The organism is Methylobacterium sp. CM6244, assembly GCF_054817885.1.
Map to the genome: position 1 here is coordinate 4,639,592 of NZ_CM139247.1, position 23,786 is coordinate 4,663,377.

The window sequence follows — 23,786 nt, forward strand, 5'->3', positions numbered from 1 at the left end:
GCCATGGCCGCGCAACGCGAATCCGCCCCGGTCGACATGACGGCCCTCAGCATTGGCGTCGTCGCCTTCTTCGTTCTGGTCGTCGCGCCGGCCGGCTCACTCTGGCTGTGGCTGTAAGCCCATGAGCATCACCTTGGCAGCCGAGTTCGGCCTCCGTGATGGCGGACAGGCCTGGATCCCCGACAGATCATCGCCCAAGAGGGCCCGCCCATGACCACCTCCTCCCTCACCAACCCGAACCCGAAGCGCGAGGGGGAGACCCTAACGCCAGCGGGCAGGAAGCTTTTTCGCGCCTTGGACGAGAGTGACCAGCTCTTCTCTGCGTCGAACGCTCAGGTCAATGCCGCGGCCTCTGCCCTCGCCTCCGCACGCCCCTCCCCCGGAGACCCGGCCGCCAAGGCTCTCCCCGACTTCTGGATGTCTTCCGGCCTGTGCTCGATGACGGGCCATGCCAGCATCGGTCCTGACTACAACGGGCCGGCCGGTGAGCGCCTGCGCGCCGAGTGGCCGGAAGCTGACTTTCACAGCGGTTTCCATGCCGACATCGCTCCCGGCGATGGCCCTCACCGCGAGTGCTTCGCGATCCTGTCGTGCATGCTCCAAGCCATGCTCGCCCGCGCCCTCCTCCAGCAATCGGGGACCGCCTCTGCCGCCCGCTCCTTCGTCGAGAAATCCGTCAAGGAGGCAGGCCAATGAAAAGGCGACTTCGCATTGGTCACTCGCCGCTCAGTGGCCGCATCTACATCGGCAGTGTCGGCAAGGACGAAAACCTCTGGCTGTCTGACAAAACGGACGTAACGACGGAAGCGCTCCTGGCCGTCGCCAGGCATATCGGCCCTGGCTTCGTAACGACGCTCGCTCACAACGACGGCGGGCCTTTCATTGAGATCGAGGTGCGCGAAGTGCCCGTCAAGGAGGCAGGCCATGGGGAGTGACATGCTGACGGAAGCGAAGGCCAATCGCGCGTACCGCCTCTTTTACGGCGAGGGCATGACACTGCGTCAGGTCATGCACGAACTCGGCTGCGGCCTCTACGACCTGCCGCCGTGGCTGACGGCACCTGCATCCAGGATCGCAGCGGCGGCTATCGAAGACGAGCGCGAGCGCGTCGCCGGCCGCTCTGCCCTTTCGACCACGACGAAGGGAGAGGGCGATGGCAGGTGACCTCAGGGAAATGATTAGGTCGGATAGGCTGAAAGCCGAGAGGGCGGCATCGTCCTGCGACCGCTTTATCCGCCTAGAAAAGCGCGCCAAGGCGGCGAACATCCGGGCCGATAACGCAGAAAAGGAGCGGGATCTTGCTCGCTCCATGCTGGCCCTTGCCCGCGAAGAGCTTGCCGCCCGCCGCTCCGCTCTCACTCCCGAAATAAAGGAGGCGAACCGTGGCGAAGGCTAGGAGCTCCACCGGAACGCGCGACTACCCACTGCCGCCAGGCGTGGCGCCGATCGGCGTGTCCCGAACTGAGGCGGCATGGCTCGTGGGCGTCTCCCCGAACACCTACGACGCGATGGTGAAGGACGGGCGCATGCCGAAGCCGAAGCGGATCGGCTCGCGCACGATCTGGGATCGATACGAGGTCGAGCGTGCCTTTCGTGAGATCCCCGGTGACGACGCTACCGCGGCCTCCGACAAAGACCCGTGGGGCAACCTTGTTCTCTGACGCTGGGCGGCGGCATGCCTAAGAAATTGCCGCGCTACTGCATCGAGGACGTGGACCGGTACGGCAAGGTGCGGATCTATCTGCGCAAGCCGGGTCAGAAGAAGATCCGGCTTCACGGCACGCCCTGGGCGCCTGACTTCATGCGGGCCTATGCCGACGCGCTCGAAGGGGTCGTGGCGGCCGAACCCGCGAGGATGGACGAGGTTGGGCCTGGGACATGGCGCGCGCTCTGCGTGGCCTATTTCGCATCGTCGGAGTTCGCCGGATACGACGTGATGACCCGGAAGCGCCGGCGCTCATCGCTGGAGGCCACCTTCGCCGAAAAGCCCGATCCGAAAGGCCGGGCGACCTACGCCGAATTTCCTGTGCATAGGATGACGTCAGCCGCGATCCGCCTGCTTCGTGACCGGAAGGCCGACACGCCTGAGGGGGCGAACAACCGGCTGAAAGCGATCCGGGCGGTGTTCAAATGGGCGAACAAGCCTGACGTCCAGGCAGCGTCGCACGACCCGTCGAAAGCCGTACAGCGCATCCAAAATGTCACTGACGGCCACCACACGTGGACAGAGGCCAAGGTGAACCGGTTCATCGACAAGCACCCGATCGGCACCAAGGCGTACCTTGCCCTGTGTTTGCTGCTCTACGGCGGCGGCCGGCGCTCAGATGTCGTGGTGTTCGGCCCTCAGCACGTCCAAGTTGAAGCAGGGGAGAAGTGGCTGACCTACACGCAGCACAAAGGGCGCAACAAAAACCCGATGAAGATCCAGGTGCCGATCCTGCCTGAGCTAGATGCGGCAATCGGTAGCTCATTGATTGGGGATAAAACGTTCCTCGTGACCTCGTTCGGCAAGCCGTTCACCTCGAACGGGTTCGGAAACAAGATGAAGGAGTGGTGCGTCGAGGCCGGGCTTCCTCATTGTTCGTCGCATGGTCTGCGCAAGGCAGGGGCGACGCTGGCCGCCGAGTCAGGGGCCACGGTCAATCAAATGATGGCGATCTTCGGCTGGCGGACGAGCGACATGGCCGAGCTCTACACCCGGAAGGCCGAGCAAAAACGCCTCGCCGGCAAGGGTATGAGCCACATCAAATTCGTGCGAACGGCCATCCAACCTGATGACCGCCCCAAGATTGGGTTGGACTTTCAGGACGAATAAGCCAATACTTTCAACGCACTCTAACAAGGAGTGGCGACCCCGGTTGGGCTCGAACCAACGACCTGCCGCTTAGAAGGCGGCTGCTCTATCCAGCTGAGCTACGGAGTCGGGACGCCGCGCTTTTCCTAACACCGCTCTGGAGGGCTGTCATTAGCCCTCGCCGATTGCCTGGGCTGATCAAGTGTGGAGAGCACCAGATGGGCCTACGCTGCAAGGCAGCAGGATTTTCATGGCTTCCTCTACCGCAGATCCTGTGTTTGCGGCATGTTCCGACCAAGGGTGATCGACGGTTGAGACAACAATTATAAAGTCCAATCCTCGTCGATCCACGGCTCGCCTAAAGCTCCTATAAAAACCATACCTTCCTGCAAATTTCAGCATTTTTCGCGACAAAGCCTACTTCGCGGCGCATGCCGGAAGTAGGCTTTGTCGGATGACCCGGATGATACTAGGTCGGGTCTTTGGAAAAGACTCAGGCCGCCTGCTTCTTGCGCGGGCCGCGACGCTTCTTTTCCGGCGCGGGAGCGACAGCTTCTTCCACCGGCTCGCTCACAACCTCTTCTGGAGCTGACTTGGTCACAGTCTTACGACGCTGCTGGCCGAGACCGAGTGCACGAGCTAGCTCGGACCGTTGTTCGGAATAAGCGGCGGACGTCATCGGATAGTCGGGCTGCAGACCCCATTTTGCCCGGTATTGCTCAGGGGTCAGTCCCCGTAGCGTGAGGTGACGGCGAAGCGTCTTGTACTGCTTGCCGTCTTCGAAGCTGACCAAGTAATCCGGGGTCACGGAGCGGCGGATCTCCTGCGGCGTCGCCTTGGGCGGCCCAGTGTCCACCGCCGGTGCATTGCTCGTGCTCACAGTGCGAATGGCTTCGTGCACATCGCTTAAAAGCTTAGGCAGTTCCGCGCTTTGAACGTGATTGTTGCTGACGTAAGCGGAAACGATATCAGCCGCTAAGGTGATAAGACGAGCCGATTCAGTGTCTGATTCACTCATGATATTCGTACCATCGATTCAATTTGTTGAAACTGTACACGAGACTAAGCTCTGTTTTCACCTATCGCAAGATGTTATTGCAGGAAATTCGGTGTTTTAAGGATCATTCGCTCGTGTGTATCGGGTTTTCGCCGTCTGCGAGAGCCATATCATGCGATCCCCATACGTTTGGGCGTGGCACCAAGCAGAGTTTATCCATCATTTCAGCGCATCAACGCCTCGCGGCGGCTCGCTCATCACCAGACCCGACAAAGGTCGCAGGGGAAAACTTCGTGGGTGGGATTGTCTGCCGGTCAAAACAATCACGACTGGCAAATCCACCTGGGCCAACCTCGAAGTTCCATCCGGGGGTAAGTCCGCTCCCGCCACTTCGCATAAGCTCAAAGGTCGTTGCGGCAGCCGAATCCAACTGCACGGCGCACTGCCACGCATCTGGAAGATCCATCATTCAGCCCTGTCGGTGGGGCTATTCGTCCAGATGTCATGCCGTGATCCCGATGTTGGAGTAGAAGGTGATTTTCCACCTTCGCCGAATAGCAGATGTCGCGACTTCTGGTGCGGAAGGCCGGCAAATAGTAGAAATTAAGAGTTTGCAATCGTATACCTCCCCTCTCATGACGTTTCGAGGTAGGAGTTCGGCAGCGGTAGCGGTGGATCTTTGGCCTCCTCGTCTGACATCTTCAAGGTGCTCGTGGAATTAGACCTTCCTCTCGCATCAGGAAAAGCTTCTTAGAAACAAGCATCTACTTCGACGGGGCATACGGTGAGTTTTTCGACTTTCATTGAGCGACAAGAAACTTACCTCATCGCCGTGTTGGCAGGCGACGGTGGCTAACCTGTTCAACGGAAATCAGTTCCCTGTAACTTCAGTCAAAATCGCACCTTCATGCAAAAAGTATGCGTCGTATTGCTGCGAATATCAGCGGCACGATGAGAGGCAGATTCTCAAGCGGTCTCTTTTTAAGATGAGTCGTGAAGGTCGGTCTGAAATATCCGCCGTAATTTTGCTGAATATGGATGTCCCGTCAACGGGACGAACAAAATACAACTAATGCGCGTGGGGATAGTCTTTTTCGGGTCGGAGAGGAAGGAGGATGAAGTTGGACTCGTTGGTCGCTTCGATATCCGAGAATCGACGTATGGCTGTCGCAACTCCGCGGCCGAGCCAGCCTATGGCGATGCGCTCTCGCATGGGAAATGCGCTGCCAGAAATATTATATACGCATTGTTCGAATGACGCCGCGTGAAGGCTCGGCGCCAAGTTCCAATTTCCGTCAGTCGACCGTTCCGGCGATACCCGAGCCACGCCCCATAATATGGACAGGCCCGGATAGTGTAGTGAGTCCTGTCCGCGTCGTTCGTTTAATCCAGCCCGAGCATGAGGCCAATATTCTGAACAGCGGCACCGGAGGCGCCTTTACCAAGGTTGTCGAGCCGGGCAACGAGCAGCGCCTGGGAATGGTCCGGTGTTCCATAGACCCTTAGTTCGAGACGATCAGTATCGTTCAGGCCCTCGGCATCCGGCTTGTCGTTCGGGCTGGTCTGTATCACCGTCACCAAGGTGTTGCCGGCGTAATGGGCTGCGAGAGCCGCTTCCAGTGCTGCCGCATCCGGACGCCCCAGCAGAGTATCGAGGTGAAGCGGAATGCTGACCAACATGCCCTGGCGGAAGTTTCCCACGGATGGGATGAAGATTGGCCTACGGGTCAAGCCGCCATAGGTTTGAAGTTCCGGCAGGTGCTTGTGTGCAAAGCCGAGGCCGTAGAGCTGAAAGGCCGGTGCGTCGCCGGCCTCATAGGCTTCGATCATGCTCTTGCCGCCACCGCTGTAGCCGCTTACCGCATTGACGCTGATCGGCGTGTCCGACGGCAGCAATCCAGCATCGACAAGGGGCCGTATCAACGCGATCGCCCCGGTGGGATAGCAGCCGGGATTGGCGACGCGCCGCGACTCGCGGATCACCTGTGCTTGGCCGGCGTTCAACTCAGCGAAGCCGTAAGCCCAACCGGGACTGACACGGTGGGCGGTGCTCGCATCGAGAATGCGGGGACCGCCAGCCGGAAGAGCATCGGCCAAAGCCACCGTTTCCTTAGCAGCGTCGTCGGGCAGGCAGAGGACGACGAGATCTACGTCAGCCAACAGCGCCCGTTTGACCGCGATGTCTTTGCGGCTCTCATGAGGGATACTTTTCAGGGAGACGCGGCCCTCGCGCTCCAGGCGTTCGCGAATGCCGAGCCCGGTGGTGCCGGCCTCCCCATCGATGAACACCGTGGGCTTCGCCAATCCGCTTTCGCTCATTTGAAAGGTTCCGTTTGTCTCGCCGTGGGATAACCGCCCTGCGCGCTCGCGAGGTGAAGACTCCGGCTTCTCAAGTCAATGTCGCGGTACCGGAGCCTTCGCGGTCGAAGCACCTTTATCGTCGTGCTTTCACACGGATTGATGACACGTCATACCCCGGGAACTGGCCCTTCCGGCGCATGTTGATCGCATGGAAACAAGCAAAGGCTTGAACGATGGCCGCCAGCGCAGAGAAGTCCGATCCTAAGCTGTGGGATAAAATCAAGTCCGAGGTCACCTCCTCGGATAAAGGAGGCAAACCCGGCCAATGGTCCGCCCGCAAAGCTCAAGCGGCGACGAAGGCCTATAAAGAGGCCGGAGGCGGTTACAAGGGACGGAAGTCCAAGGACAACAGCCTTACGCAATGGTCCAATGAGGAATGGGATACGAAATCCGGCGAGCCGAGCAGCGAGACGGGCGAACGGTATCTTCCGAAGAAAGCACGTTCCTCCTTGTCAAAGGAGGAGTACGACCGCTCGACCCGAAAGAAGCGTGCTGACACCAAAAACGGGAAGCAGTTTTCCAGTCAGCCGAAGGACGTAGCCGAGAAAGCGGCCTCCGCCCGGAAAGGTGGATCCAAGTCCCGCAAGGCCTCGGATGGCCCCACCAAGGCCCAACTGATGGAGCAGGCCCGATCGGAAAATATCCGCGGTCGCTCGAGTATGTCGAAGGACGAGTTGCAGAAAGCGCTTCATGCCTCCTGACCGTGGGAGGATTGATAGATCCCACGCTTCCCTGGCATCGTGGTTGAACGGAAGCGAGCCACGCCGAGTTCTGCCCTATATCTCTGTTCTTCCAGGACCCGTTTCGATGATCGCCAGACCCGTCGTGCTCGCACCTTGTCTCGTCCTATTGCTGACGGGGACCGTACTTGCTCAGAGCATTCCGGCTCCGGCCGGCATCGGCACGGCTCCATCGCAGAGTGGTGAAGCTGGCACACCCTCAGGGAGCGCCTTTGGCATGCCATCGACAAACTCCGTTTCTCCCGGGTCTCCGGTTGGAAAGCCTCCGGTCGGTGGTGCGGGTGAGGCATCGGGGCTGTCCTCCAGTGCGGGCGTCGGAACCGGCGTCGGTGGCCCCCCTGGGACCGGCGCCCTGCCGGGTACCGGTGGAACATCCGGCGGTCCTGGTGGAATTAACCGCTGATACCGTCAATCCGGTTTTGATGTCACGTTCTCCGCAATCCCAACCTTTGAGAGGTCTTCACATGCCCATCCGCCTGAAGTCGCTCGCGGCCGGCTTCGCCACCCTCGTAGTTCTCGTGACAGGGTTCAGCGAAGCCGAGGCGTCCTGCCTGCGCAAAGTTGCCAACCGGTCGACATTGACGCTCGTAGTGGGCCAAGGGGAGGGTGGAGCAGTGACGGTTCGCCCCGGCACGTCGAGGACAATCAAGCTCGATGGGTCGGCTCCGGTAGACGTGACCGGCTATTGCGACGTCCCGCGCCGAGGCGCACCCTTCGGACAACCCGTTGTTCAGCGCAGCTTTGCCGTGACGGCGGTCATGGATCGCTGCTTCTACGAAATCGGGAATGGGTTCTTCGAACGCGAACTCGGCCCGAGCTTCTTTCCGCGCGACGATACCGGAGCGTTTGCCCTGAACACTCCTCGTCAGGGGGATCTCGCTCTGGGTCCATCCGGCGAATTCTGCCCTGCAATCCGATAAGGCTCGACCCGAAGCGGATATGAAAAAGGCCCGCATGCGGTGCATGCGGGCCTTTTTCTCATTGTACCACGTCCGTAATTGTCAGATCGCGGCAACCTTCCGGTTGATGGCGAGCGCGCCCAAGGTCGCGACCGCACCCGACAGCAGGTAAACTCCCACCCAGGCAAGGCCGAATCGGCTCGACAGGCTCAGCGCCACCAGCGGCGCGAAGCCGGCTCCGATCAGCCAGGCGAGATCGGATGTGAGCGCCGCGCCGGTATAGCGATAGCGCGTGCCGAGATACTCGGTCACCGAGCCTGATGTCTGCCCGTAAGACAAGCCGAGCAGACCGAAGCCGACGAGCACGTAGATCGTCTGGCCGGTCTCGCTATCGCCGAACAGCAGCGGTGCGAGAATGCTGGCGAGGCTGAACAAGCCGATTAGGCTGGCCGCTATGCCGACGAGCCGACGCCGGCCCACCTGATCCGCGACGATTCCCGAGATCACAATCGCGCCAGCGAAGACGATCGAGCCGACGAATTGTACGAGCAGGAACTCGCCGGCCGAGCGCTTCGTGAACAGGGTGATCCAGCTGATCGGGAAGATGCTGACGAGATGGAACAGTGCAAAACTCGCCAGCGGCACGAAGGCGCCGATAAGGACAGTTCGCCCCTGTGCGCGGATCATTTCCCAGACCGGGGTCGGGGCGAGTTCGCGCGTCTCGAGAAGCTGCGTGAACTCCTCGGTTGCCACGAGGCGAAGTCGCGCGAAAAGAGCGACGACGTTTACCGCGAAGGCCACGTAGAACGGGTAACGCCAGCCCCAATCGAGGAAGTCGTCCATGGTCAGGTTGGCGAGAAAGAACGAGAACAGGGCACTTGCGAGCCCGAAGCCGATGGGCGCTCCGAGCTGCGGGATCATCGCATACCAGCCCTTGCGGTCACCGGGGGCTTTGATCGACAGAAGCGAAGCGAGGCCGTCCCACGCGCCGCCCAGCGCGAGCCCCTGCCCTATACGGAAAGCGGCGAGCAGCCAGACCGAGGCCATCCCGATGCTGTGATAGGTCGGCAGGAACGCGATCGACACCGTCGAGCCACCGAGCAGGAACAGGGCGATCGTCAGTTTCACGCCTCGCCCATGCCGTCGGTCGATCTCCATGAAGATCACCGAACCGATGGGCCGTGCCACGAAGGCGAGAGCGAAGAGGGCGAACGCGTAGAGCGTGCCTTCCAGGGGCGGGACGAACGGAAAGAAGACCTTCGGGAAAATCAGCACCGAGGCGATGCCGAAGACGAAGAAGTCGAAGAATTCCGATGTCCGGCCGATGAGGACACCGACGGCAATGTCGCCGGGCGCGACTTCGGGTTCGGATGCGCCGGCCCTGGCACCTGCACTCAGATGCGGCGGGGTCTGCAACGCGTAATCTTGGCTCATGGACGGCCATTCGCTGCTTGAAGGGTGGGAAGGACACGCCGCACTTGGCGCATCCCTGTGTTCCGATTATGAGGGCTTGTTGCACTGCGGCAAAGCGATGCAACGTCACGTTTCGCGGATCAGTCAGGCATATGTCCCGCGGGTGATGCTTCCCTTCTTACTGCCTTCCGCGATGGAAATCAGCTATGCTCTCAACGCCCGGCTGATTAAAGCCGCACGCACTTGCCAGGGCGCCTTTGCACTGCGCAGGAGAAGCCCGTATCGAAACGGCATCGCGGCAAGCAATCCAGTACGAGCCGCCGCTTTTCGTAAACCAAATGTTTCCTCCCGACGTTCCGCCCGCGGACGTCTCACTGCAGCCGGTCGGATGTCATCCAGATCCTTGCGCGCTCTCGCATTCCTGCCTCTCATGGCCCTTCTCTCGGGCTGCAACATGGTCGTCATGCAGCCAGCGGGCGACATCGCCACGCGGCAGCGTGACCTCATTGTCGCCTCGACGGGGCTGATGCTGCTGATCATCCTTCCGGTGATCGCCTTCACGCTCTTTTTCGCTTGGCGTTATCGCCAATCGAACACCGAGGCCGAGTACGACCCCGACTGGCACCACTCGACTCAGCTCGAAGTGCTGATCTGGTCGGCGCCTCTCGTGATCATCATCGCCCTCGGGGCGCTGACCTGGATCAGCACACATACGCTCGATCCCTACCGGCCCCTGAGCCGCATCGACGCTTCCCGTCCGCTCACTGCGGATGTGAAGCCGTTGACGGTCGAGGTCGTGGCACTCGATTGGAAGTGGCTGTTCTTCTATCCCGACCAGGGCATCGCCACGGTGAATGAACTGGCGGCGCCGGTGGATGTGCCAATCAATTTCAAGATCACCTCGGCCTCGATGATGAACTCTTTCTTCATTCCGGCGCTGGCGGGACAGATCTACGCCATGGCCGGAATGGAGACGAAGCTGCACGCCGTCATCAACAAGGCGGGCGTCTACGAAGGTTTCTCCGCTAATTATAGCGGCGAAGGCTTCTCGCGGATGAACTTCAAGTTCCACGGGCTTGACCAGGGCGGCTTCGACCAGTGGGTCGCCAAGGTGAAGGCCGAGGGTAAGGAGCTCAACCGCGACGCCTACATCGCCCTGGAGAAGCCGAGCGAGCGTGAGCCGGTGGGCTACTATTCCAGCGTCGCGCCGGGGCTCTATAGCGCCATTCTGAACATGTGTGTCGTCGAGGGCAAGATGTGCATGGGCGAGATGATGAGCATCGACTCCAAGGGCGGCGCCGGCAAAGAGAGCCACGCCAACCGGGAGCGGCTTCGTTACGACGACAGGCATGCCGTCCGCGGCGAGGAGGCCCAGGGGGCGACGTTCCCAGCCACCGAAAAGAAGACGCGCAGCCAGGAGGTCGACCCGGACAAGGGGCATGATCACCACCACGACCATTCCGGGTCTGACACGAAGCAAAGTGACCCTGCCCCCGCGCAGCTGAACCGCTAGGCCGACGCGATGACGCGCGGCCTTCGGGACAGGCGCATCACAGTGGCGGCACCATTAAATTGAACCCATGAGAGACGAGTACCGAATCGGTCGGTACGTCCCCTCGCCGACAACCGGGAACGAAGCGATCCCATGTTTGCCAATCTCGATCTTCAGAAGCTCGTCTTCGGGCGACTGACTCTCGAAGCCATTCCGTATCACGAGCCGATCCTGCTCGTGACGTTCATCGGCGTCGCCATCGGTGGCGTCGGATTGCTGGGCCTCATCACCTATATGCGCTGGTGGGGTCCGCTGTGGCGCGACTGGTTCACCTCCGTCGACCACAAGAAGATCGGCATCATGTATGTCGTTCTCGCGCTGGTGATGCTGCTGCGCGGCTTCTCCGATGCGCTCCTCATGCGCTCGCAGCAGGCCATCGCCTTCGGGGCCAACGAGGGCTACCTGCCGCCGCATCATTATGATCAGATCTTCACTGCCCACGGCGTGATCATGATCTTCTTCGTGGCGATGCCTCTGGTCACCGGGCTGATGAACTTCGTCGTGCCGCTGCAGATCGGTGCACGCGACGTGTCATTCCCGTTCCTCAACAATTTCAGCTTCTGGATGACGGTCAGCGGCGCCGCGACGATCATGGCGTCGTTGTTCGTCGGCGAGTTCGCCCGTACCGGATGGCTGGCCTACCCGCCTCTCTCCGGCCCTGCCGGAAGTCCCGGCGTCGGCGTCGATTATTACATCTGGGGGCTTCAGATCGCCGGCATCGGCACCCTGTTGTCCGGCATCAATCTGATCGCCACCATCGTGAAGATGCGCGCGCCTGGCATGACCATGATGAAGATGCCGATCTTCACCTGGACCGCGCTCTGCACGAACATCCTTATCGTCGCCGCTTTTCCGATCCTCACGGCCGTTCTCGCGCTGCTCTCCCTCGATCGCTACGTGGGCACGCACTTCTTCTCGAACGACCTCGGCGGCAACCCGATGATGTACGTGAACCTCATCTGGATCTGGGGTCATCCGGAGGTCTACATCCTCATCCTGCCCGCTTTCGGAGTGTTCTCGGAGATCGTCTCGACCTTCTCCGGCAAGCGGCTCTTCGGCTACGCCTCGATGGTCTACGCCACCGTGGTCATCACGATCCTGTCCTACCTCGTCTGGCTGCACCACTTCTTCACGATGGGCTCGGGTGCCTCCGTGAACTCGTTCTTCGGCATCACGACGATGATCATCTCGATTCCGACGGGGGCGAAGCTCTTCAACTGGCTCTTCACCATGTACAAGGGCCGCATCCGTTTCGAGGAGCCGATGCTCTGGGCCATCGGCTTCATGGTGACCTTCACCATCGGTGGCATGACCGGCGTTCTCCTCGCCGTGCCCCCGGCCGACTTCGTTCTCCACAACAGCCTGTTCCTCATCGCCCACTTCCACAACGTCATCATCGGCGGCGTGCTGTTCGGTATGCTGGCCGGCATCACTTACTGGTTCCCCAAGGCCTTCGGTTTCAAGCTCGATCCGTTCTGGGGGAAGATGTCGTTCTGGTTCTGGCTCACGGGCTTCTACTTCGCCTTCATGCCGCTTTACGTCCTAGGCCTGATGGGCGTGACGCGCCGCGTGCAGCATTTCGACGATCCTTCGCTGCAGATCTGGTTCATCATCGCGGCCTTCGGCGCCGGGTTGATCGCACTCGGCATCCTCTCCTTCATCATCCAGCTCGTCGTGAGCTTCATGCGACGCGAAGCATTGCGTGACCACACCGGCGATCCGTGGGGCGGCCGTACCCTCGAATGGTCGACCTCCTCGCCGCCGCCGGATTACAACTTCGCCTTCACGCCCGTGATTCACGATCACGATGCGTGGTCGGACATGAAACGCCGTGGCTATGCCCGACCGCTCCAGGGTTTTCGCCCGATCCACATGCCGAAAAACACCGGCACGGGCATGATCCTCGGCATCCTCAGCATCGGCTTCTCGTTCGGCATGATCTGGTACATCTGGTGGCTTGCCGCACTGACGTTCATCGCCATGGCCGTCGTCGCCATCGGGCATACGTTCAACTACAACCGCGACTTCCACATCCCGGCCGACACCGTGATCGGTACCGAGGCTGAACGGACCCGGTTGCTCGAAGGTCGGGTCTGAGAACCATGGCGTCGCACGCTCCCACCCTCGCCAAGGAAGGCGAGGCACCCTCCTTCTACATGGAGGAGGATCACCATCCCGAAGGCGGCACCATGCTGGGCTTCTGGATCTATCTGATGAGCGATTGTCTCATCTTCGCGGCCCTGTTCGCCACATACGCCGTTCTCGGTCGAAACTATGCGGCAGGTCCTTCTCCCAAGGATCTGTTCGACCTGCCGCTGGTGGCGTTGAACACGTCGATGCTGCTGTTCTCGTCCATCACCTATGGCTTCGCCATGCTGGAGATGGCCAAGGGCGAGAAGCGGCGGATGCAGCTCTGGCTCGGCGTGACCGGCCTGTTCGGCCTCGCCTTCATCGGCCTGGAGCTCTACGAGTTCGCACACCTCATCCATGAAGGCGCCGGGCCGCAGCGCAGCGCTTTCCTGTCGTCGTTCTTCACCTTGGTGGGCACCCACGGCTTGCACGTGACGCTAGGCCTCGTCTGGCTCGTCGTGCTGATGGTCCAGACCGAACAGAAGGGCCTTATCCCGGAGAACCAGCGCCGGCTGCAGTGCCTTTCGATGTTCTGGCACTTCCTCGACGTGATCTGGATCGGCGTCTTCACCTTCGTCTATCTCATGGGAGTGCTGCAATGAGCGCCGCCAGCCAGTCCGCCCATGCGGCGGACCACGAAGAGGACGTGAAGGGCCACGGCGACCATAGCGGTCACGGCTCGTTCAAAGGGTATGTTACCGGCTTCGTGCTGTCAGTGATCCTGACCGCGATCCCGTTCTGGCTGGTCATGGGGGATGTGCTCGGAAACCCGCGTCTCACCGGCCTCGTCATCATGGGCTTCGGTGTGGTGCAGATCGTTGTCCACATGGTCTACTTCCTCCACATGAACACCAAGTCCGAGGGCGGGTGGACGATCCTGGCGCTGATCTTCACCCTGACGCTCGTGGTGATCACGCTCACAGGCTCCGTCTGGGTGATGTATCATCTGAACACCAACATGATGCCGATGACGCCGACCAGCTTGCATCAGCACCACTAGCGCACCGTCCCAATTACTGGACGCCGGTTTTCGGGAAGAACGATGCGAGACCAGTACCCTACGGCCACGCCTCGGATCACGTATCCGAGGCGTGGCCGTAATTTTATCGTCTCGGCATTCTGATGAGAACGGATAGACCCTTCCGGCCCTCGGGCACTGGCCTCGCGGTGGTCGGCGTTCTAACTCTCCTGACCGTAGCGGCCTTTCTTGCGCTGGGCACTTGGCAGGTCCAGCGCCGCGCGTGGAAGCACGACCTGATCGCCCGCGTCGATGCGCGGATCCATGCCGCTCCGGTCCTCGCACCTCGGCAGCCGGATTGGCCCTCGATCGATGCCGGCACCGACGCCTACCGCCGGGTCTACGCCACCGGGACCTTTGCGAACGATCGGGAAACCCTCGTCCAGGCCGTGACGGAACTCGGCGGCGGATATTGGGTAATGACGCCGCTGGTGGGCGCGGACGGAACGACCATCCTCGTCAACCGCGGCTTCGTCCCCGCCGATAAGCGCGATCCCGCATCGCGTGAACTTTGCCGGACCATGGGCGAAACCCAAGTCACCGGCCTGCTGCGCATCTCTGAGCCCGGCGGCGGCTTTCTGCGCCACAACGATCCTGCGGCCGATCGCTGGTACTCGCGAGATGTCGCAGCCATCGCTGCTTCGCGAGGCCTCGGAGCGACCGCGCCCTACTTCATCGATGCCGAGGCCGGGCCTGATTCCGGCATCTACCCTATTGGTGGGCTCACCGTGGTGGCCTTCAGCGACAACCACCTCGTCTACGCCCTGACATGGTACGCGCTCGCCATCATGGCCGCGGCTGGTGGCGCCTACGTCATCCGCGACGGGATGCGCCGGCGCGGCGCCTGAGACGCTTCAGCTGTCCTCCGGAACCCAGCCGATCGACTGCCGAAGGAAGCCCATTCCGAGGGCGAGGAAAGCGGCCGTCTCGGAATTGTCCTTGCCGTAGCCGTGACCTCCGGCCGCCGGTTCGAAGAAAGCCGGGTCGTACCCGAGATGGCGTAGCTTCTCCGCCATCTTGCGGGCATGCCCCGGATGGACGCGGTCGTCGCGTCGCGTCGTGGCGATGAGGATCGGCGGATAGGGCTTGCCCGCCTCCGCCACGTGGTAGGCCGAGATGGCGCCGAGGAAACTCCAATCCGCCTCCACATCGGGATCGCCGTATTCGGCGATCCAGCTCGCGCCCGCCAGGAGTTTCGAATAGCGCCGCATGTCGATGAGCGGGATCGTGCAGAACAGGGCGCCGAAGTGCTCGGGATAGCGGGTCAGCATGTTGGCGATGAGGAGGCCGCCATTAGAGCCGCCCTGCGCGGCGATGCGCTGGGATTTCGTGACGCCGCGCGCCACCAGATCGGCGGCCACCGCCGCGAAATCGTCATGCGCCAGCGCCTTGCCCTCGCGCCGGCCGGCCTGATGCCAGCGGGTACCGAACTCGCCACCGCCACGGATGTTGGCGACGACGCCGACGCCACCCTTCTCCAGCCAGAGTTTGCCGAGAACCGCCTGATAGGTGGGAAGCAGCGAGATCTGGAATCCGCCATAGGCTGACAGATGCACCGGCGTGTCACCGCTCGCCCCGGCGGGGCCGACCTGGACGTAGGGGATGCGCTCGCCATCCACCGAGATGGCCTCGTGGCGAGTGACCGTCAGGCCTTTCGTGTCGAAGGCCGATGGCGTCGTGCGCAGGATGGTGGGAGCCGAGAGGTCGCTGGGGATCGAGAGCTGCGTCGGCGGCGTCAGTGGATCCTGAACCAGCGCGAGGAGAGACCCGTCCGACTCGCTCGGCTCGGAATCGAAGGGCCAGACCGAGACGCTGCCGATCTCCGGCAGGCCCGGAAGGCTGAGGCGGTTCCAGCCGCCCTCCCCCGGTTCGAACACGATGTAGGACGGGCGCAGGTCGTCGAGGGCATCGACGATGAGGCGCGGCCCGGCCCAGGACACGTTCTGCAGCGCCCGGCGGTCGGAGGGCGTCCACAACACGGTGAAGGCGCGATCCCCGTCGAGGAAGGCCGGAAGGCCGATGGCGAGGACCGTATCGGGCACGTGGAGCGCGCCGCCGATGCTCCATTCAGAGCGGGTTCGGATGACGAGATGGTCGCCGTGGAGAGAGATTTCGGCGTCGGTGGGGGCGTCGATGCGGTGGGTCGGGCCAGTTCGGTCGCCGATATGCAGGATGCCGTCGAAGAAGCCGGTGCGCTCCATGAATACCACGCGCTCCGAGGGCGCGGCGTGGTCGACCTCGCCCCACAGGCCCATATTCTCGGGCGCGGTCTCGAACAGGATGGTGGCCGCGAGCGGGTCCTGGCCGCGCGTCCAGAGCCGGACCGTGCGGGAATAGCCGGAGCGGGTGGCCATGCCCTCGCCGAGGGCGCTCGACAGGATCAGCGTGTCGCGGTCGAGCCAATCCGCCCCGCCTTTCGCTTCGGGCAAGGTGAAACCGTCGGCGACGAAGCTGAGCGTCGGCAGGTCGAACTCGCGCAGGATGGTGGCGTCGCCCCCTCCCCGGCTCAGCTTCAGCAGGGCGCGGTCATGGGCGCCGGGAATGAGCGTCGCGCCGCCCCAAACCCAATCCATGCCTTCGGTTTTCGCCAGGGCGTCGATGTCGAGAAGGGTTTCCCAGGCAGGTCTGCCGGCGCGGTAGGAGGCTTCGTCGGTGCGCCGCCAAAGGCCGAGGGGATGCTCAGCATCGCGCCAGATGTTGTAGAGGAGATGGCCGCGCCGTGACACGAGGGGGATCTTGTCAGGCCGGTCGAGGATGGCCTTCACCGCCTCGCTGTCGCGCTCCATGACAGGGTCGGTGAAGCGGGCCAGCGTCTCGGCGTTGCGCACCTCGACCCAGGCGACGGCCTCCGCACCCTCCACCTCTTCGAGCCAGAGATGGGGGTCGTCATCGGGTTCGGCGCGGGTGGGACGGGGGTCGAAGGAGGGTTTCGTCGGCTGGATCATGCCCCGAAACTAGGGCGATTCCACCGGAATGGCGACGGCTTCCGAGCGGAATCGGACCCCCCTTTCGAGCGGTACGCGACGGGTCTTCGCGCGAATCTCTAACCCTCGAGCGTTCCCCAGCTCGGCTTCCATGCGCTTTGCGGATCGATGACCACGATTTCCATGCCGCCCTCGTTGGCTACATGCACGGCGATGCCGAAGGCCTGGGCGATGGGGAGCAGGCCGGTGGTGCTGAACTGGCGTCCGTCGGCGAGCTTCACTTCGCCCTTCACCTCGCCGCCGGCCTTGGACAGGCAGAGCGTGACCGCGGTGACGACGGGGGCGTGAACGCGCCGGAAGACGTTGGGCATCGAGTGACCTTCGGACTGTGTCGCGACAAACGAAAAGGGCGGCACGAGGCCGCCCTTTCCAAAACTCGAGAGAACCGAAACGCTCAGCGCTTCGAGAACTGGAAGCTGCGGCGAGCCTTCTTGCGGCCGTACTTCTTGCGCTCGACCACGCGGCTGTCGCGGGTCAGGAAGCCTTCGCGCTTCAGGGGCGCGCGCAGCTCGGGCTCGTAATAGGTGAGCGCCTTGGACAGGCCGTGACGGACGGCGCCGGCCTGGCCGGAGAGACCGCCGCCATGCACCGTGACCGTGATGTCGTACTGGTCGACGCGGTTGGCGATGGTGAGCGGCTGGCGCAGGATCATGCGCAGCACGGGGCGAGCGAAGTAGGTCTCGACCGTGCGGCCGTTGACCACCACGGTGCCGTTGCCGGGCTTGATCCAGACGCGGGCGACCGCGTCCTTGCGCTTGCCGGTGGCATAGGCGCGGCCCTGGGCGTCGAGCTTCTGAACGTGGACGGGAGCCGCGTTCTCGGGATCTTCGACGTTGGCGCGGTTCAGGTCGGAGAGGGACTGGAGGGTCGCCATGATCAAGCGCTCACGTTCTTGCGGTTGAGGCTGCCGACGTCGAGCGCCTGCGGCTGCTGGGCGGTATGGGGATGCTCGGTGCCCTTGTAGACCCGGAGATTGCCCATGATCTGGCGGAACAGCGGTCCACGGGGGAGCATGCGCTCAACGGCCTTCTCGACCACGCGCTCGGGGAACCGGCCGTCGAGGATGAACTTCGCGGTCCGCTCCTTGATGCCGCCCGGGTAGCCGGTGTGGTGGTAATACACCTTCTGCTCGCGCTTGCGGCCGGTGAACTTCACCTTCTCGGCGTTGATGACGATGACGTTGTCGCCGCAATCGACGTGGGGCGTGTAGGAAGGCTTGTGCTTTCCACGCAGGCGCATCGCGATGATGGTGGCGAGCCGGCCGACGACCAGACCCTCCGCATCGACGATGATCCACTTCTTGTCGACGTCGGCGGGCTTCAGAGAAAAGGTCTTCATCCCGTGGCGTTCCGTATGATGTCTTGCAAAACGATGCGCCGCCACGTGAGACACGCAGCGGCGTTGGAGGCTGCAATACGGGTCTGCGGATGAGTCGTCAAGGCATTTCGGGTGAGGGGAATCGGCAAAAACCTCAAGGAAACGAAGCATTTCGGGGTTGAGGTATCAGGATACCGCATCCTTCCCGCTCCCCTCCCACCCTCGATTGCATCCTTCGAGGCCTCCGCTTCGCTGCTGCGCCTTAGGATGAGGTGGATGGGAATGGTCGGACGCTTCGGCGGGTTCGAGAATGGGCACGTCGCCATCGGTGAGCGAGATCGGCTGAAGCGTGAAGAAGCCTGGTTGTCCGGGCCTGGGCTATCCGGCACCGGCTCTCCCCTCTCCCCTCTGCGGGAGAGGGGAGAGGGGAGCGCCATCTCCGGAGAGGCCGCCCCCTTTCCCGCCTGCTCCGCAGGCACCCTCCCCCGCAGAGGGGGGAGGGTGGCGTGCCGGCTCACCGCTCGGGCGGGATCGAGGATGCTAAGCGGTGTCAGGTAAGCGAAATCGGCCGAACCCTGCGAGAGCGCATTTTCTGTAGCAGGAGATATCCGGCACCGGCTTCCCCTCTCCCCGCATGCGGGGAGAGGATCACAGGCACCTCGTCGTGCCTGTGATGAGCGGAGCGAGGGTGAGGGGGCGTCGCCGGACGAGGCTCCCCCGGAATCGCCCCCTCACCCTCGGCTGCCGCCTCGACGCGCCGACGACGAACCCGCGCCCATCGCGAGAAGTGGCAAGCTCACCGCTCGGGCGGGATCGAGTACGTCCCCGTGGCGTGGCAGACGAGGTCGTCCGAGCCGGTGGCGAAGAGGCGCGCCTCCCCCACCGCGAGGCGCTTGCCGAGCTTGAGGAGCGTGGCCTCGGCGACGAGCCCGGTGGGGCCGGGTTTCCGCAGGAAGTTGAAGGAGAGGTTCGTCGTCACGGCGAGGCCCACCGGGCCGATATTGGCGAGGATCGCCGCGTAGAGGGCGTAATCGGCGAGCGCCATCATGGCCGGGCCGGAGATGGTGCCGCCGGGGCGCAGGAAGCGCTCGTGATAGTCGAGCCGCATCCGCGCGGAGAGCGGACCCACCGATTCGAGGTGGAAGGCCGGCCCGTCATGGTTCATCTGCGGGAAGTCCCGCTCCAGAAAGGCGATGGTCTCGGAGAGGCTCATGGCAGTCGTCATGACCTGCCTTGCAGCATGCGCCGCGATGGCGGACAAGTCTCGGGCTTCGTTTTCAAGAGTTCCGATGACCCAGTCCGACGCCGCCCAACCCGACACCTCCCGACACGACCGCTATCCCGATGCGCTGATCCGCCGGCTCCTCACGGAAACGAAATCGATCGCCCTCGTGGGCGCGTCCGCGAACCCGGCCCGGCCGAGCTGGATCGTGCTGAAATACCTGCTCTCGCGGGGCTACGACGTGATCCCGGTCAATCCCGGCCTCGCCGGGCAGATGCTGCTGGGCAAGCCCGTCGTCGCCCGGCTCGCCGACCTTCCCGGTCCGGTCGACATGGTCGAGATTTTTCGGAACTCCGACGCGGCCGGTGGCCTCGTGGACGAGGCCCTCGCCCTGCCGGTGCTGCCGAAGATCGTCTGGATGCAGCTCGGCGTCCGCGACGATGCCGCCGCCGCCCGCGCCGAGGCGGCGGGCCTCACCGTGATCATGAACCGCTGCCCCAAGATCGAGTACGGGCGGATCTCGGGTGAGATCGGCTGGACCGGGGTGAATTCGCGGATCTTGAGTTCGAAGCGGCCGGTTTTGGGGGGTAAGGGGGTTCAGCGGCTGACGATTGAGCGGGGGTGAATGGGGTTGTGCTTTAACTACTAACTCTCTGGTGGTGCAGTTTCCTTTTTTGGCTTTATACCTGGCTGTGCCAGCATCCAATTGAATCATATTCATCGAAAAGTTGCGCATATAATTCTTTAGGGGACTCGAGCTGTAGGCGTCTTTGTTCCAGCGACCGATGTCCCACCCGCAGTAAGTAAGCTCTGTAACTGAAAACACAAACTCAAGTGTATCAGTAAAAAACGGAACAAACTCGTGTGCATCGGTTCGACTTAGTTTGAATTCCGCACCATGTACGAAAAAATTTCTACAATTTACGCTAAAGACGATTGCCTCCGGCATTCGGGGGAGCTTTTCTTTCAAGAAGGGAGGTGTGCTGTCCCATTTCTGCAGTATTTTAGCTCGTAAATTGAGGCTTCGAGAATGCCCAAGATTATTTAATAGCCTTTGAACGTATTCTCCGAGGTCAATGTTTTCAGCTTTAAAAAGCCTAATTTTAGATTCGATTTCATTATAAAGTGATTGAACTTTTTCTGGCAACGACTCTGGTTTAACAAAATCTAACTTTGGTAATAGATCGAACGAGTTTGCGGCGCTAATAAGCCGGTTTTTGGTGTAGTTATTTCCCTCCCGAGCACCTTCGCTAAATCGCCGGCGGGGCGGTCCTCTCTCTTCGGATGTAAATAGCCAACTGGATAGTACGCTAGAGAACTCTTCGCTGTGCATGCCTCCATTAATCAAAGTATCGCCAGGAATGACTTTGTCTCTAGTGGTAGTTTCAGTATTTACTATATAAAGTTGTAGAGGTGAAAATTCCTCAGATCCAAGTTTTGTTATAGTTATTTCGTCTAATATTTGGCGTGACTGGGCAGTTAGTTCGAAAAAATCCCATAGCATCATAGCAAATTTTAAGACTTTTTTCTAAACTAGATGGATCAGTAAAAGAAACGGTAATTCTTACTTGGTTATCTAACGAAATTCCTCCGGGGTAGGTCAATCTCTCCGCTGTGGCATTCCATGCGGTAAGCTTGCCAAATGGATGGTCGCATTCGATTATTGGCCCGCGATCCCATCTATAATAGAGATCTATTGTACCTCCGCGACGCCGTTTGCGTGGCGACCCCTTTGCGCTTCGTAGCATTTGCCGAATATAAGAGAGCGGTAAATCTCTCTTCTCACGTATATGCCCAAATGTTCCTAGGTCATAAAACAGATTTTTAGCAGCAGGGAATGTGAATGATATAGATTCAATGCAGTTATCGTTTGGGTCGAGATAGTCATGTCCTACTACTACAAAGTTAGGATGAAGCGTGGCATAATGCTTGATAATGCCGTGATAGGAGCTTCTGCCGCAAATTGACGAGGGGATACATTCAATTGCTGATACCCTGGCTCCTTCTTTTGAAATTCCTTTGATGCAACGTAAATCATCATCATCTATATTGAAAAAATTGTCTGAATATATATCAAGCGTGCTGTCATGATCGTCTATTTGCAGGGATCCATGATGACCCGCTCCTTTTATTGTAAACGAGCCTATAAACCTGGTTTGTTTGGATTCATTCACGTTGAGGTTCCTGTACAAGGTGGTTTTTGCACTGCTAAATCCACAACTGAAGATCACTCAGATTTTTGTAAGCTTCCCTGTCTCCTGCATCAAAGCCACAGCCACAAAACTAACCCCAGCCGCCACGGCCAGATACAACCCGACCCAACCGATCCCGCCCCATTCCGACAGCCGCTGCGCCAGATACGGCGCGGCGGAGGCGCCTAGGATGCCGGCGAGGTTGTAGGTCACCGAGGCGCCGGTGTAGCGGACGCGGGTGGGGAAGAGTTCGGGCAGCAGGGCGCCCATGGGGCCGAACAGCCAGCCCATGGCGAAGAGGCCCAGACACAGGAAGCCGAGCACTAGGCCGCCCTGCCCGCTTCCCAGCATCGGGCCGAGGAGCAGGCCGAGAGAAGCGGTGAAGGCGAGGCCGCTGAGGAGGACGGGGCGGCGGCCGTAGCGGTCGGCGGCCCAGCCCGAGAGCGGGATGCCCAGCGCCATGAACAGCACGGCGACGCATTCGAACAGCAGGAAGGTCGGCCGGTCGAAACCGAGTTTCGAGACGCCGTAGCTGAGCGCGAAGACGGTGGAGAGGTAGAACACCGCGTAGCAGGCCACCATGGCGAAGGTGCCGAGCAGCGTCGCCTTGATGTATTTCGTGAAGATGGTGGCGAGCGGCACGCGCTCGGGCGGGGCCTTCTCCATGGCGGCCTTGAAGACCGGGGTCTCGGTGAGCTTCAGGCGGACATAGAGCCCGACGCCGACCAGCACGGCGGAGGCGAGGAACGGGATGCGCCAGCCCCAGGCCTGGAAATCGGCCGGGCTCAGGGCCAGCGCGAGGCCGAGGAAGCCCAGATTGGCGGTGATGAAGCCCACCGGCGCACCGAGTTGCGGGAAGATGCCGTAGAGGGCGCGTCGCCCCGGCGGGGCGTTCTCCACCGCCAGCAGGGCAGCACCCCCCCATTCGCCGCCAAAGCCGATGCCCTGGCCGAAGCGCAGCACGCAGAGCGCAAAGGGCGCCCACCACCCGGCGGTGGCATAGGTCGGCAGGCAGCCGATGAGCACGGTGGAGAGGCCCATGATCATCAGCGAGGCCACCAGCGTCGCCTTGCGCCCGACCCGGTCGCCGAAATGCCCGAAGAACGCCGCCCCCAGCGGCCGCGCGATGAAGGCGATGGAGAAGGTGGCGAAGGCCGCCAGCGTCTGCACCGAGGGATCGTCGGCCGAGAAGAAGATCGGCCCGATCACCAGGGCGGCGGCCGTGGCGTAGACGTAGAAATCGTAGAACTCGATCGCCGTGCCGACGAAGCTGGCGATGAGGATCCGCGCGGCGGGAACGGGAGGGGGCGGAGCGGGCTGAAGCATGTGCGGCGCTATAACTGCAGGCGGGGCCGAGTGCCATGCGAATTCTTGCAGGATCGTTCCTGCGGTTCTCCTTCTCCCCTCGGCGGGAGAAGGTGGCCCGCGTCAGCGGGTCGGATGAGAGGAGCGCCCTATCCGGACGCGTTGCTCCCTCTCCCGGTCGCTCCGCGACCACCCTCCCCCGCAGAGGGGGGAGGGACGCTCGCACGAGGCTCCCGCTCCTCGCGACAGCACTCACCCTTTATGTCTTCAGCGGGTCGTGGCCCCAGTTCATCAGCGAGAGACGCCAGGGTGAATCCTCCACCGCGTCCTTGTCCTCCGGGCCGCCCTGTTTGAGGTGGCGGTTCACGTAGCCGGTGACCTTGCGCATGTGGGCGTAATCGTCGTCGGTGAGATCGGCCTTCTTGGCTTTCAGAATTGCGACGATGCGCCGGCCCGAGGCGTGGCCGGTGGATTCGGACGCGCCGTCCTTCTTTTGCCCGACCGAGCGGCTCTGCTCGCTGTCGAGGAATTTTTCGAGGGCGGCGGGCGTCATGTTCACCGCCTCCTTGAACGCGCGCCAGGTCTCGTCGTGGTCGTCCTTGCTCACCATCCGCCTCCGTCGCATCGGGACTGGGTCAAGCGGGAGGCGCGGGGCGGGTTCCTCGGGGTCGGAGGGGCGAATGGTCACGAGGTGTCGGCGCCCGCGCCGTCATCCTGGGGCGCCGTAGGCGAGCCCAGGATCCAGACGCGGTGACGGCCTTCGCTGGATAAGGGTTCGCGGTTCTGGATCCCGGGCTCTGCTGCGCAGCCCCGGGATGACGGGGGTGATCTTCCCCCCCTCGCGACATCGCCCACCCTTGAC

Annotated in this window: 25 protein-coding genes and 1 tRNA gene; 14 read left to right on the forward strand and 12 right to left on the reverse strand. The window is 61.8% G+C overall.

All coding sequences use genetic code 11. The annotated features are described in order from the left end of the window. The first annotated feature begins 210 nt into the window (after positions 1–210). Genes ACYQML_RS21785 through ACYQML_RS21810 form a run of 6 tightly spaced genes read left to right on the forward strand, consistent with a single transcriptional unit; the run spans position 211 to position 2,815 of the window. A complete protein-coding gene (locus ACYQML_RS21785; RefSeq protein ID WP_461234020.1) occupies positions 211–696 on the forward strand; it encodes a hypothetical protein in 486 nt (161 codons plus the stop codon). Further along, positions 693–935 carry a DUF7446 family protein gene (locus ACYQML_RS21790; protein WP_461234021.1) on the forward strand — a complete coding sequence of 81 codons (243 nt, stop codon included), beginning with the start codon at positions 693–695 and terminating at the stop codon, positions 933–935. Before ACYQML_RS21785 ends, ACYQML_RS21790 begins: the two co-directional genes overlap by 4 nt. Before the next feature lies 1 nt (position 936). After that, complete coding sequence (locus ACYQML_RS21795; protein ID WP_461234022.1) at positions 937–1,164, forward strand: hypothetical protein; 228 nt, start codon at positions 937–939, stop codon at positions 1,162–1,164. Then, a complete protein-coding gene (locus tag ACYQML_RS21800; protein ID WP_461234023.1) occupies positions 1,154–1,396 on the forward strand; it encodes a hypothetical protein in 243 nt (80 codons plus the stop codon). The genes ACYQML_RS21795 and ACYQML_RS21800 overlap by 11 nt, the downstream gene beginning before the upstream one ends. Continuing rightward, positions 1,383–1,661: a helix-turn-helix transcriptional regulator gene (locus ACYQML_RS21805; protein WP_461234024.1), complete on the forward strand. Its 279-nt coding sequence runs from the start codon at positions 1,383–1,385 to the stop codon at positions 1,659–1,661. Before ACYQML_RS21800 ends, ACYQML_RS21805 begins: the two co-directional genes overlap by 14 nt. 14 nt (positions 1,662–1,675) lie before the next feature. Beyond that, positions 1,676–2,815: a tyrosine-type recombinase/integrase gene (locus ACYQML_RS21810; protein ID WP_461234025.1), complete on the forward strand. Its 1,140-nt coding sequence runs from the start codon at positions 1,676–1,678 to the stop codon at positions 2,813–2,815. 31 nt (positions 2,816–2,846) lie between these two features. Here ACYQML_RS21810 and ACYQML_RS21815 read toward each other — a convergent pair. The 3 genes from ACYQML_RS21815 to argC all read right to left on the reverse strand — a co-directional run bounded on the left by ACYQML_RS21815 (position 2,847) and on the right by argC (position 6,110). Then, a tRNA-Arg gene (locus ACYQML_RS21815) sits at positions 2,847–2,923 on the reverse strand. Positions 2,924–3,287: 364 nt separating this feature from the next. After that, on the reverse strand, positions 3,288–3,812 hold the full coding sequence (locus ACYQML_RS21820; RefSeq protein WP_056432877.1) for a Ros/MucR family transcriptional regulator: 525 nt from the start codon (positions 3,810–3,812) through the stop codon (positions 3,288–3,290). Positions 3,813–5,174: 1,362 nt separating this feature from the next. Continuing rightward, positions 5,175–6,110: an N-acetyl-gamma-glutamyl-phosphate reductase gene (gene argC, locus ACYQML_RS21825; RefSeq protein ID WP_311276010.1), complete on the reverse strand. Its 936-nt coding sequence runs from the start codon at positions 6,108–6,110 to the stop codon at positions 5,175–5,177. Between the two features lie 215 nt (positions 6,111–6,325). On the opposite strand from argC, the gene ACYQML_RS21830 reads away from it, so the two are divergent. Both ACYQML_RS21830 and ACYQML_RS21835 read left to right on the forward strand, forming a co-directional pair. Beyond that, a complete protein-coding gene (locus ACYQML_RS21830; protein WP_311276009.1) occupies positions 6,326–6,853 on the forward strand; it encodes a hypothetical protein in 528 nt (175 codons plus the stop codon). Between the two features lie 503 nt (positions 6,854–7,356). Then, complete coding sequence (locus ACYQML_RS21835; RefSeq protein WP_461234026.1) at positions 7,357–7,812, forward strand: hypothetical protein; 456 nt, start codon at positions 7,357–7,359, stop codon at positions 7,810–7,812. An 81-nt stretch (positions 7,813–7,893) separates the two neighbouring features. Here ACYQML_RS21835 and ACYQML_RS21840 read toward each other — a convergent pair whose 3' ends face one another. Beyond that, a complete protein-coding gene (locus ACYQML_RS21840) occupies positions 7,894–9,225 on the reverse strand; it encodes an MFS transporter (RefSeq protein ID WP_311276007.1) in 1,332 nt (443 codons plus the stop codon). A gap of 367 nt (positions 9,226–9,592) precedes the next feature. On the opposite strand from ACYQML_RS21840, the gene cyoA reads away from it, so the two are divergent. The 5 genes from cyoA to ACYQML_RS21865 all read left to right on the forward strand — a co-directional run bounded on the left by cyoA (position 9,593) and on the right by ACYQML_RS21865 (position 14,752). After that, positions 9,593–10,717 (forward strand): ubiquinol oxidase subunit II, encoded by a 1,125-nt coding sequence (gene cyoA, locus ACYQML_RS21845; RefSeq protein ID WP_311276109.1) that lies wholly within the window; start codon positions 9,593–9,595, stop codon positions 10,715–10,717. A gap of 132 nt (positions 10,718–10,849) precedes the next feature. Continuing rightward, the gene (gene cyoB / locus ACYQML_RS21850) at positions 10,850–12,853 is read left to right on the forward strand and encodes a cytochrome o ubiquinol oxidase subunit I (protein WP_207413860.1); all 2,004 of its coding nucleotides are present in this window, start codon (positions 10,850–10,852) and stop codon (positions 12,851–12,853) included. Between the two features lie 5 nt (positions 12,854–12,858). Continuing rightward, positions 12,859–13,488 (forward strand): cytochrome o ubiquinol oxidase subunit III, encoded by a 630-nt coding sequence (gene cyoC / locus ACYQML_RS21855; RefSeq protein WP_461234027.1) that lies wholly within the window; start codon positions 12,859–12,861, stop codon positions 13,486–13,488. Further along, positions 13,485–13,886 (forward strand): cytochrome o ubiquinol oxidase subunit IV, encoded by a 402-nt coding sequence (gene cyoD / locus ACYQML_RS21860; RefSeq protein WP_056432852.1) that lies wholly within the window; start codon positions 13,485–13,487, stop codon positions 13,884–13,886. The genes cyoC and cyoD overlap by 4 nt, the downstream gene beginning before the upstream one ends. 122 nt (positions 13,887–14,008) lie before the next feature. Next, complete coding sequence (locus ACYQML_RS21865; protein WP_461234028.1) at positions 14,009–14,752, forward strand: SURF1 family protein; 744 nt, start codon at positions 14,009–14,011, stop codon at positions 14,750–14,752. Between the two features lie 6 nt (positions 14,753–14,758). Here ACYQML_RS21865 and ACYQML_RS21870 read toward each other — a convergent pair whose 3' ends face one another. The 5 genes from ACYQML_RS21870 to ACYQML_RS21890 form a co-directional block, all read right to left on the reverse strand. Continuing rightward, positions 14,759–16,849, reverse strand: a complete 2,091-nt coding sequence (locus ACYQML_RS21870) for a prolyl oligopeptidase family serine peptidase (protein WP_461234029.1) — start codon at positions 16,847–16,849, stop codon at positions 14,759–14,761. A gap of 98 nt (positions 16,850–16,947) precedes the next feature. Continuing rightward, on the reverse strand, positions 16,948–17,199 hold the full coding sequence (locus ACYQML_RS21875; RefSeq protein ID WP_056432842.1) for a hypothetical protein: 252 nt from the start codon (positions 17,197–17,199) through the stop codon (positions 16,948–16,950). Positions 17,200–17,282: 83 nt separating this feature from the next. Next, positions 17,283–17,762, reverse strand: coding sequence for a 30S ribosomal protein S9 (gene rpsI, locus ACYQML_RS21880; RefSeq protein ID WP_026175762.1), 480 nt, complete (start codon positions 17,760–17,762; stop codon positions 17,283–17,285). A 2-nt stretch (positions 17,763–17,764) separates the two neighbouring features. Beyond that, complete coding sequence (gene rplM / locus ACYQML_RS21885) at positions 17,765–18,226, reverse strand: 50S ribosomal protein L13 (protein ID WP_018042797.1); 462 nt, start codon at positions 18,224–18,226, stop codon at positions 17,765–17,767. Positions 18,227–19,001: 775 nt separating this feature from the next. Continuing rightward, positions 19,002–19,430 (reverse strand): PaaI family thioesterase, encoded by a 429-nt coding sequence (locus tag ACYQML_RS21890; RefSeq protein ID WP_311276003.1) that lies wholly within the window; start codon positions 19,428–19,430, stop codon positions 19,002–19,004. Between the two features lie 64 nt (positions 19,431–19,494). Between ACYQML_RS21890 and ACYQML_RS21895 the strand changes: the two genes are divergently transcribed. After that, positions 19,495–20,052: a CoA-binding protein gene (locus ACYQML_RS21895; protein WP_419952176.1), complete on the forward strand. Its 558-nt coding sequence runs from the start codon at positions 19,495–19,497 to the stop codon at positions 20,050–20,052. A 799-nt stretch (positions 20,053–20,851) separates the two neighbouring features. Here the strand turns inward: ACYQML_RS21895 and ACYQML_RS21900 are convergent. From ACYQML_RS21900 to ACYQML_RS21910, 3 genes are all read right to left on the reverse strand, one after another. Further along, positions 20,852–21,601 carry an ApeA N-terminal domain 1-containing protein gene (locus ACYQML_RS21900; RefSeq protein ID WP_461234030.1) on the reverse strand — a complete coding sequence of 250 codons (750 nt, stop codon included), beginning with the start codon at positions 21,599–21,601 and terminating at the stop codon, positions 20,852–20,854. A gap of 57 nt (positions 21,602–21,658) precedes the next feature. After that, positions 21,659–22,945, reverse strand: coding sequence for an MFS transporter (locus tag ACYQML_RS21905; RefSeq protein ID WP_461234031.1), 1,287 nt, complete (start codon positions 22,943–22,945; stop codon positions 21,659–21,661). A 238-nt stretch (positions 22,946–23,183) separates the two neighbouring features. Further along, the gene (locus ACYQML_RS21910; protein WP_461234032.1) at positions 23,184–23,534 is read right to left on the reverse strand and encodes a DUF3140 domain-containing protein; all 351 of its coding nucleotides are present in this window, start codon (positions 23,532–23,534) and stop codon (positions 23,184–23,186) included. Positions 23,535–23,786: the final 252 nt, after the last annotated feature.

Bases quoted from the DNA above. Each gene is read 5' to 3' on its own strand.
- ACYQML_RS21785 (WP_461234020.1), top strand. From the start codon at position 211: ATGACCACCTCCTCCCTCACCAACCCGAACCCGAAGCGCGAGGGGGAG.
- ACYQML_RS21790 (WP_461234021.1), top strand. From the start codon at position 693: ATGAAAAGGCGACTTCGCATTGGTCACTCGCCGCTCAGTGGCCGCATC.
- ACYQML_RS21795 (WP_461234022.1), top strand. From the start codon at position 937: ATGCTGACGGAAGCGAAGGCCAATCGCGCGTACCGCCTCTTTTACGGC.
- ACYQML_RS21800 (WP_461234023.1), top strand. From the start codon at position 1,154: ATGGCAGGTGACCTCAGGGAAATGATTAGGTCGGATAGGCTGAAAGCC.
- ACYQML_RS21810 (WP_461234025.1), top strand. From the start codon at position 1,676: ATGCCTAAGAAATTGCCGCGCTACTGCATCGAGGACGTGGACCGGTAC.
- ACYQML_RS21820 (WP_056432877.1), bottom strand. From the start codon at position 3,812: ATGAGTGAATCAGACACTGAATCGGCTCGTCTTATCACCTTAGCGGCT.
- argC (WP_311276010.1), bottom strand. From the start codon at position 6,110: ATGAGCGAAAGCGGATTGGCGAAGCCCACGGTGTTCATCGATGGGGAG.
- ACYQML_RS21830 (WP_311276009.1), top strand. From the start codon at position 6,326: ATGGCCGCCAGCGCAGAGAAGTCCGATCCTAAGCTGTGGGATAAAATC.
- ACYQML_RS21835 (WP_461234026.1), top strand. From the start codon at position 7,357: ATGCCCATCCGCCTGAAGTCGCTCGCGGCCGGCTTCGCCACCCTCGTA.
- ACYQML_RS21840 (WP_311276007.1), bottom strand. From the start codon at position 9,225: ATGAGCCAAGATTACGCGTTGCAGACCCCGCCGCATCTGAGTGCAGGT.
- cyoA (WP_311276109.1), top strand. From the start codon at position 9,593: ATGTCATCCAGATCCTTGCGCGCTCTCGCATTCCTGCCTCTCATGGCC.
- cyoB (WP_207413860.1), top strand. From the start codon at position 10,850: ATGTTTGCCAATCTCGATCTTCAGAAGCTCGTCTTCGGGCGACTGACT.
- cyoC (WP_461234027.1), top strand. From the start codon at position 12,859: ATGGCGTCGCACGCTCCCACCCTCGCCAAGGAAGGCGAGGCACCCTCC.
- cyoD (WP_056432852.1), top strand. From the start codon at position 13,485: ATGAGCGCCGCCAGCCAGTCCGCCCATGCGGCGGACCACGAAGAGGAC.
- ACYQML_RS21865 (WP_461234028.1), top strand. From the start codon at position 14,009: ATGAGAACGGATAGACCCTTCCGGCCCTCGGGCACTGGCCTCGCGGTG.
- ACYQML_RS21870 (WP_461234029.1), bottom strand. From the start codon at position 16,849: ATGATCCAGCCGACGAAACCCTCCTTCGACCCCCGTCCCACCCGCGCC.
- ACYQML_RS21875 (WP_056432842.1), bottom strand. From the start codon at position 17,199: ATGCCCAACGTCTTCCGGCGCGTTCACGCCCCCGTCGTCACCGCGGTC.
- rpsI (WP_026175762.1), bottom strand. From the start codon at position 17,762: ATGGCGACCCTCCAGTCCCTCTCCGACCTGAACCGCGCCAACGTCGAA.
- rplM (WP_018042797.1), bottom strand. From the start codon at position 18,226: ATGAAGACCTTTTCTCTGAAGCCCGCCGACGTCGACAAGAAGTGGATC.
- ACYQML_RS21890 (WP_311276003.1), bottom strand. From the start codon at position 19,430: ATGACGACTGCCATGAGCCTCTCCGAGACCATCGCCTTTCTGGAGCGG.
- ACYQML_RS21895 (WP_419952176.1), top strand. From the start codon at position 19,495: ATGACCCAGTCCGACGCCGCCCAACCCGACACCTCCCGACACGACCGC.
- ACYQML_RS21905 (WP_461234031.1), bottom strand. From the start codon at position 22,945: ATGCTTCAGCCCGCTCCGCCCCCTCCCGTTCCCGCCGCGCGGATCCTC.
- ACYQML_RS21910 (WP_461234032.1), bottom strand. From the start codon at position 23,534: ATGGTGAGCAAGGACGACCACGACGAGACCTGGCGCGCGTTCAAGGAG.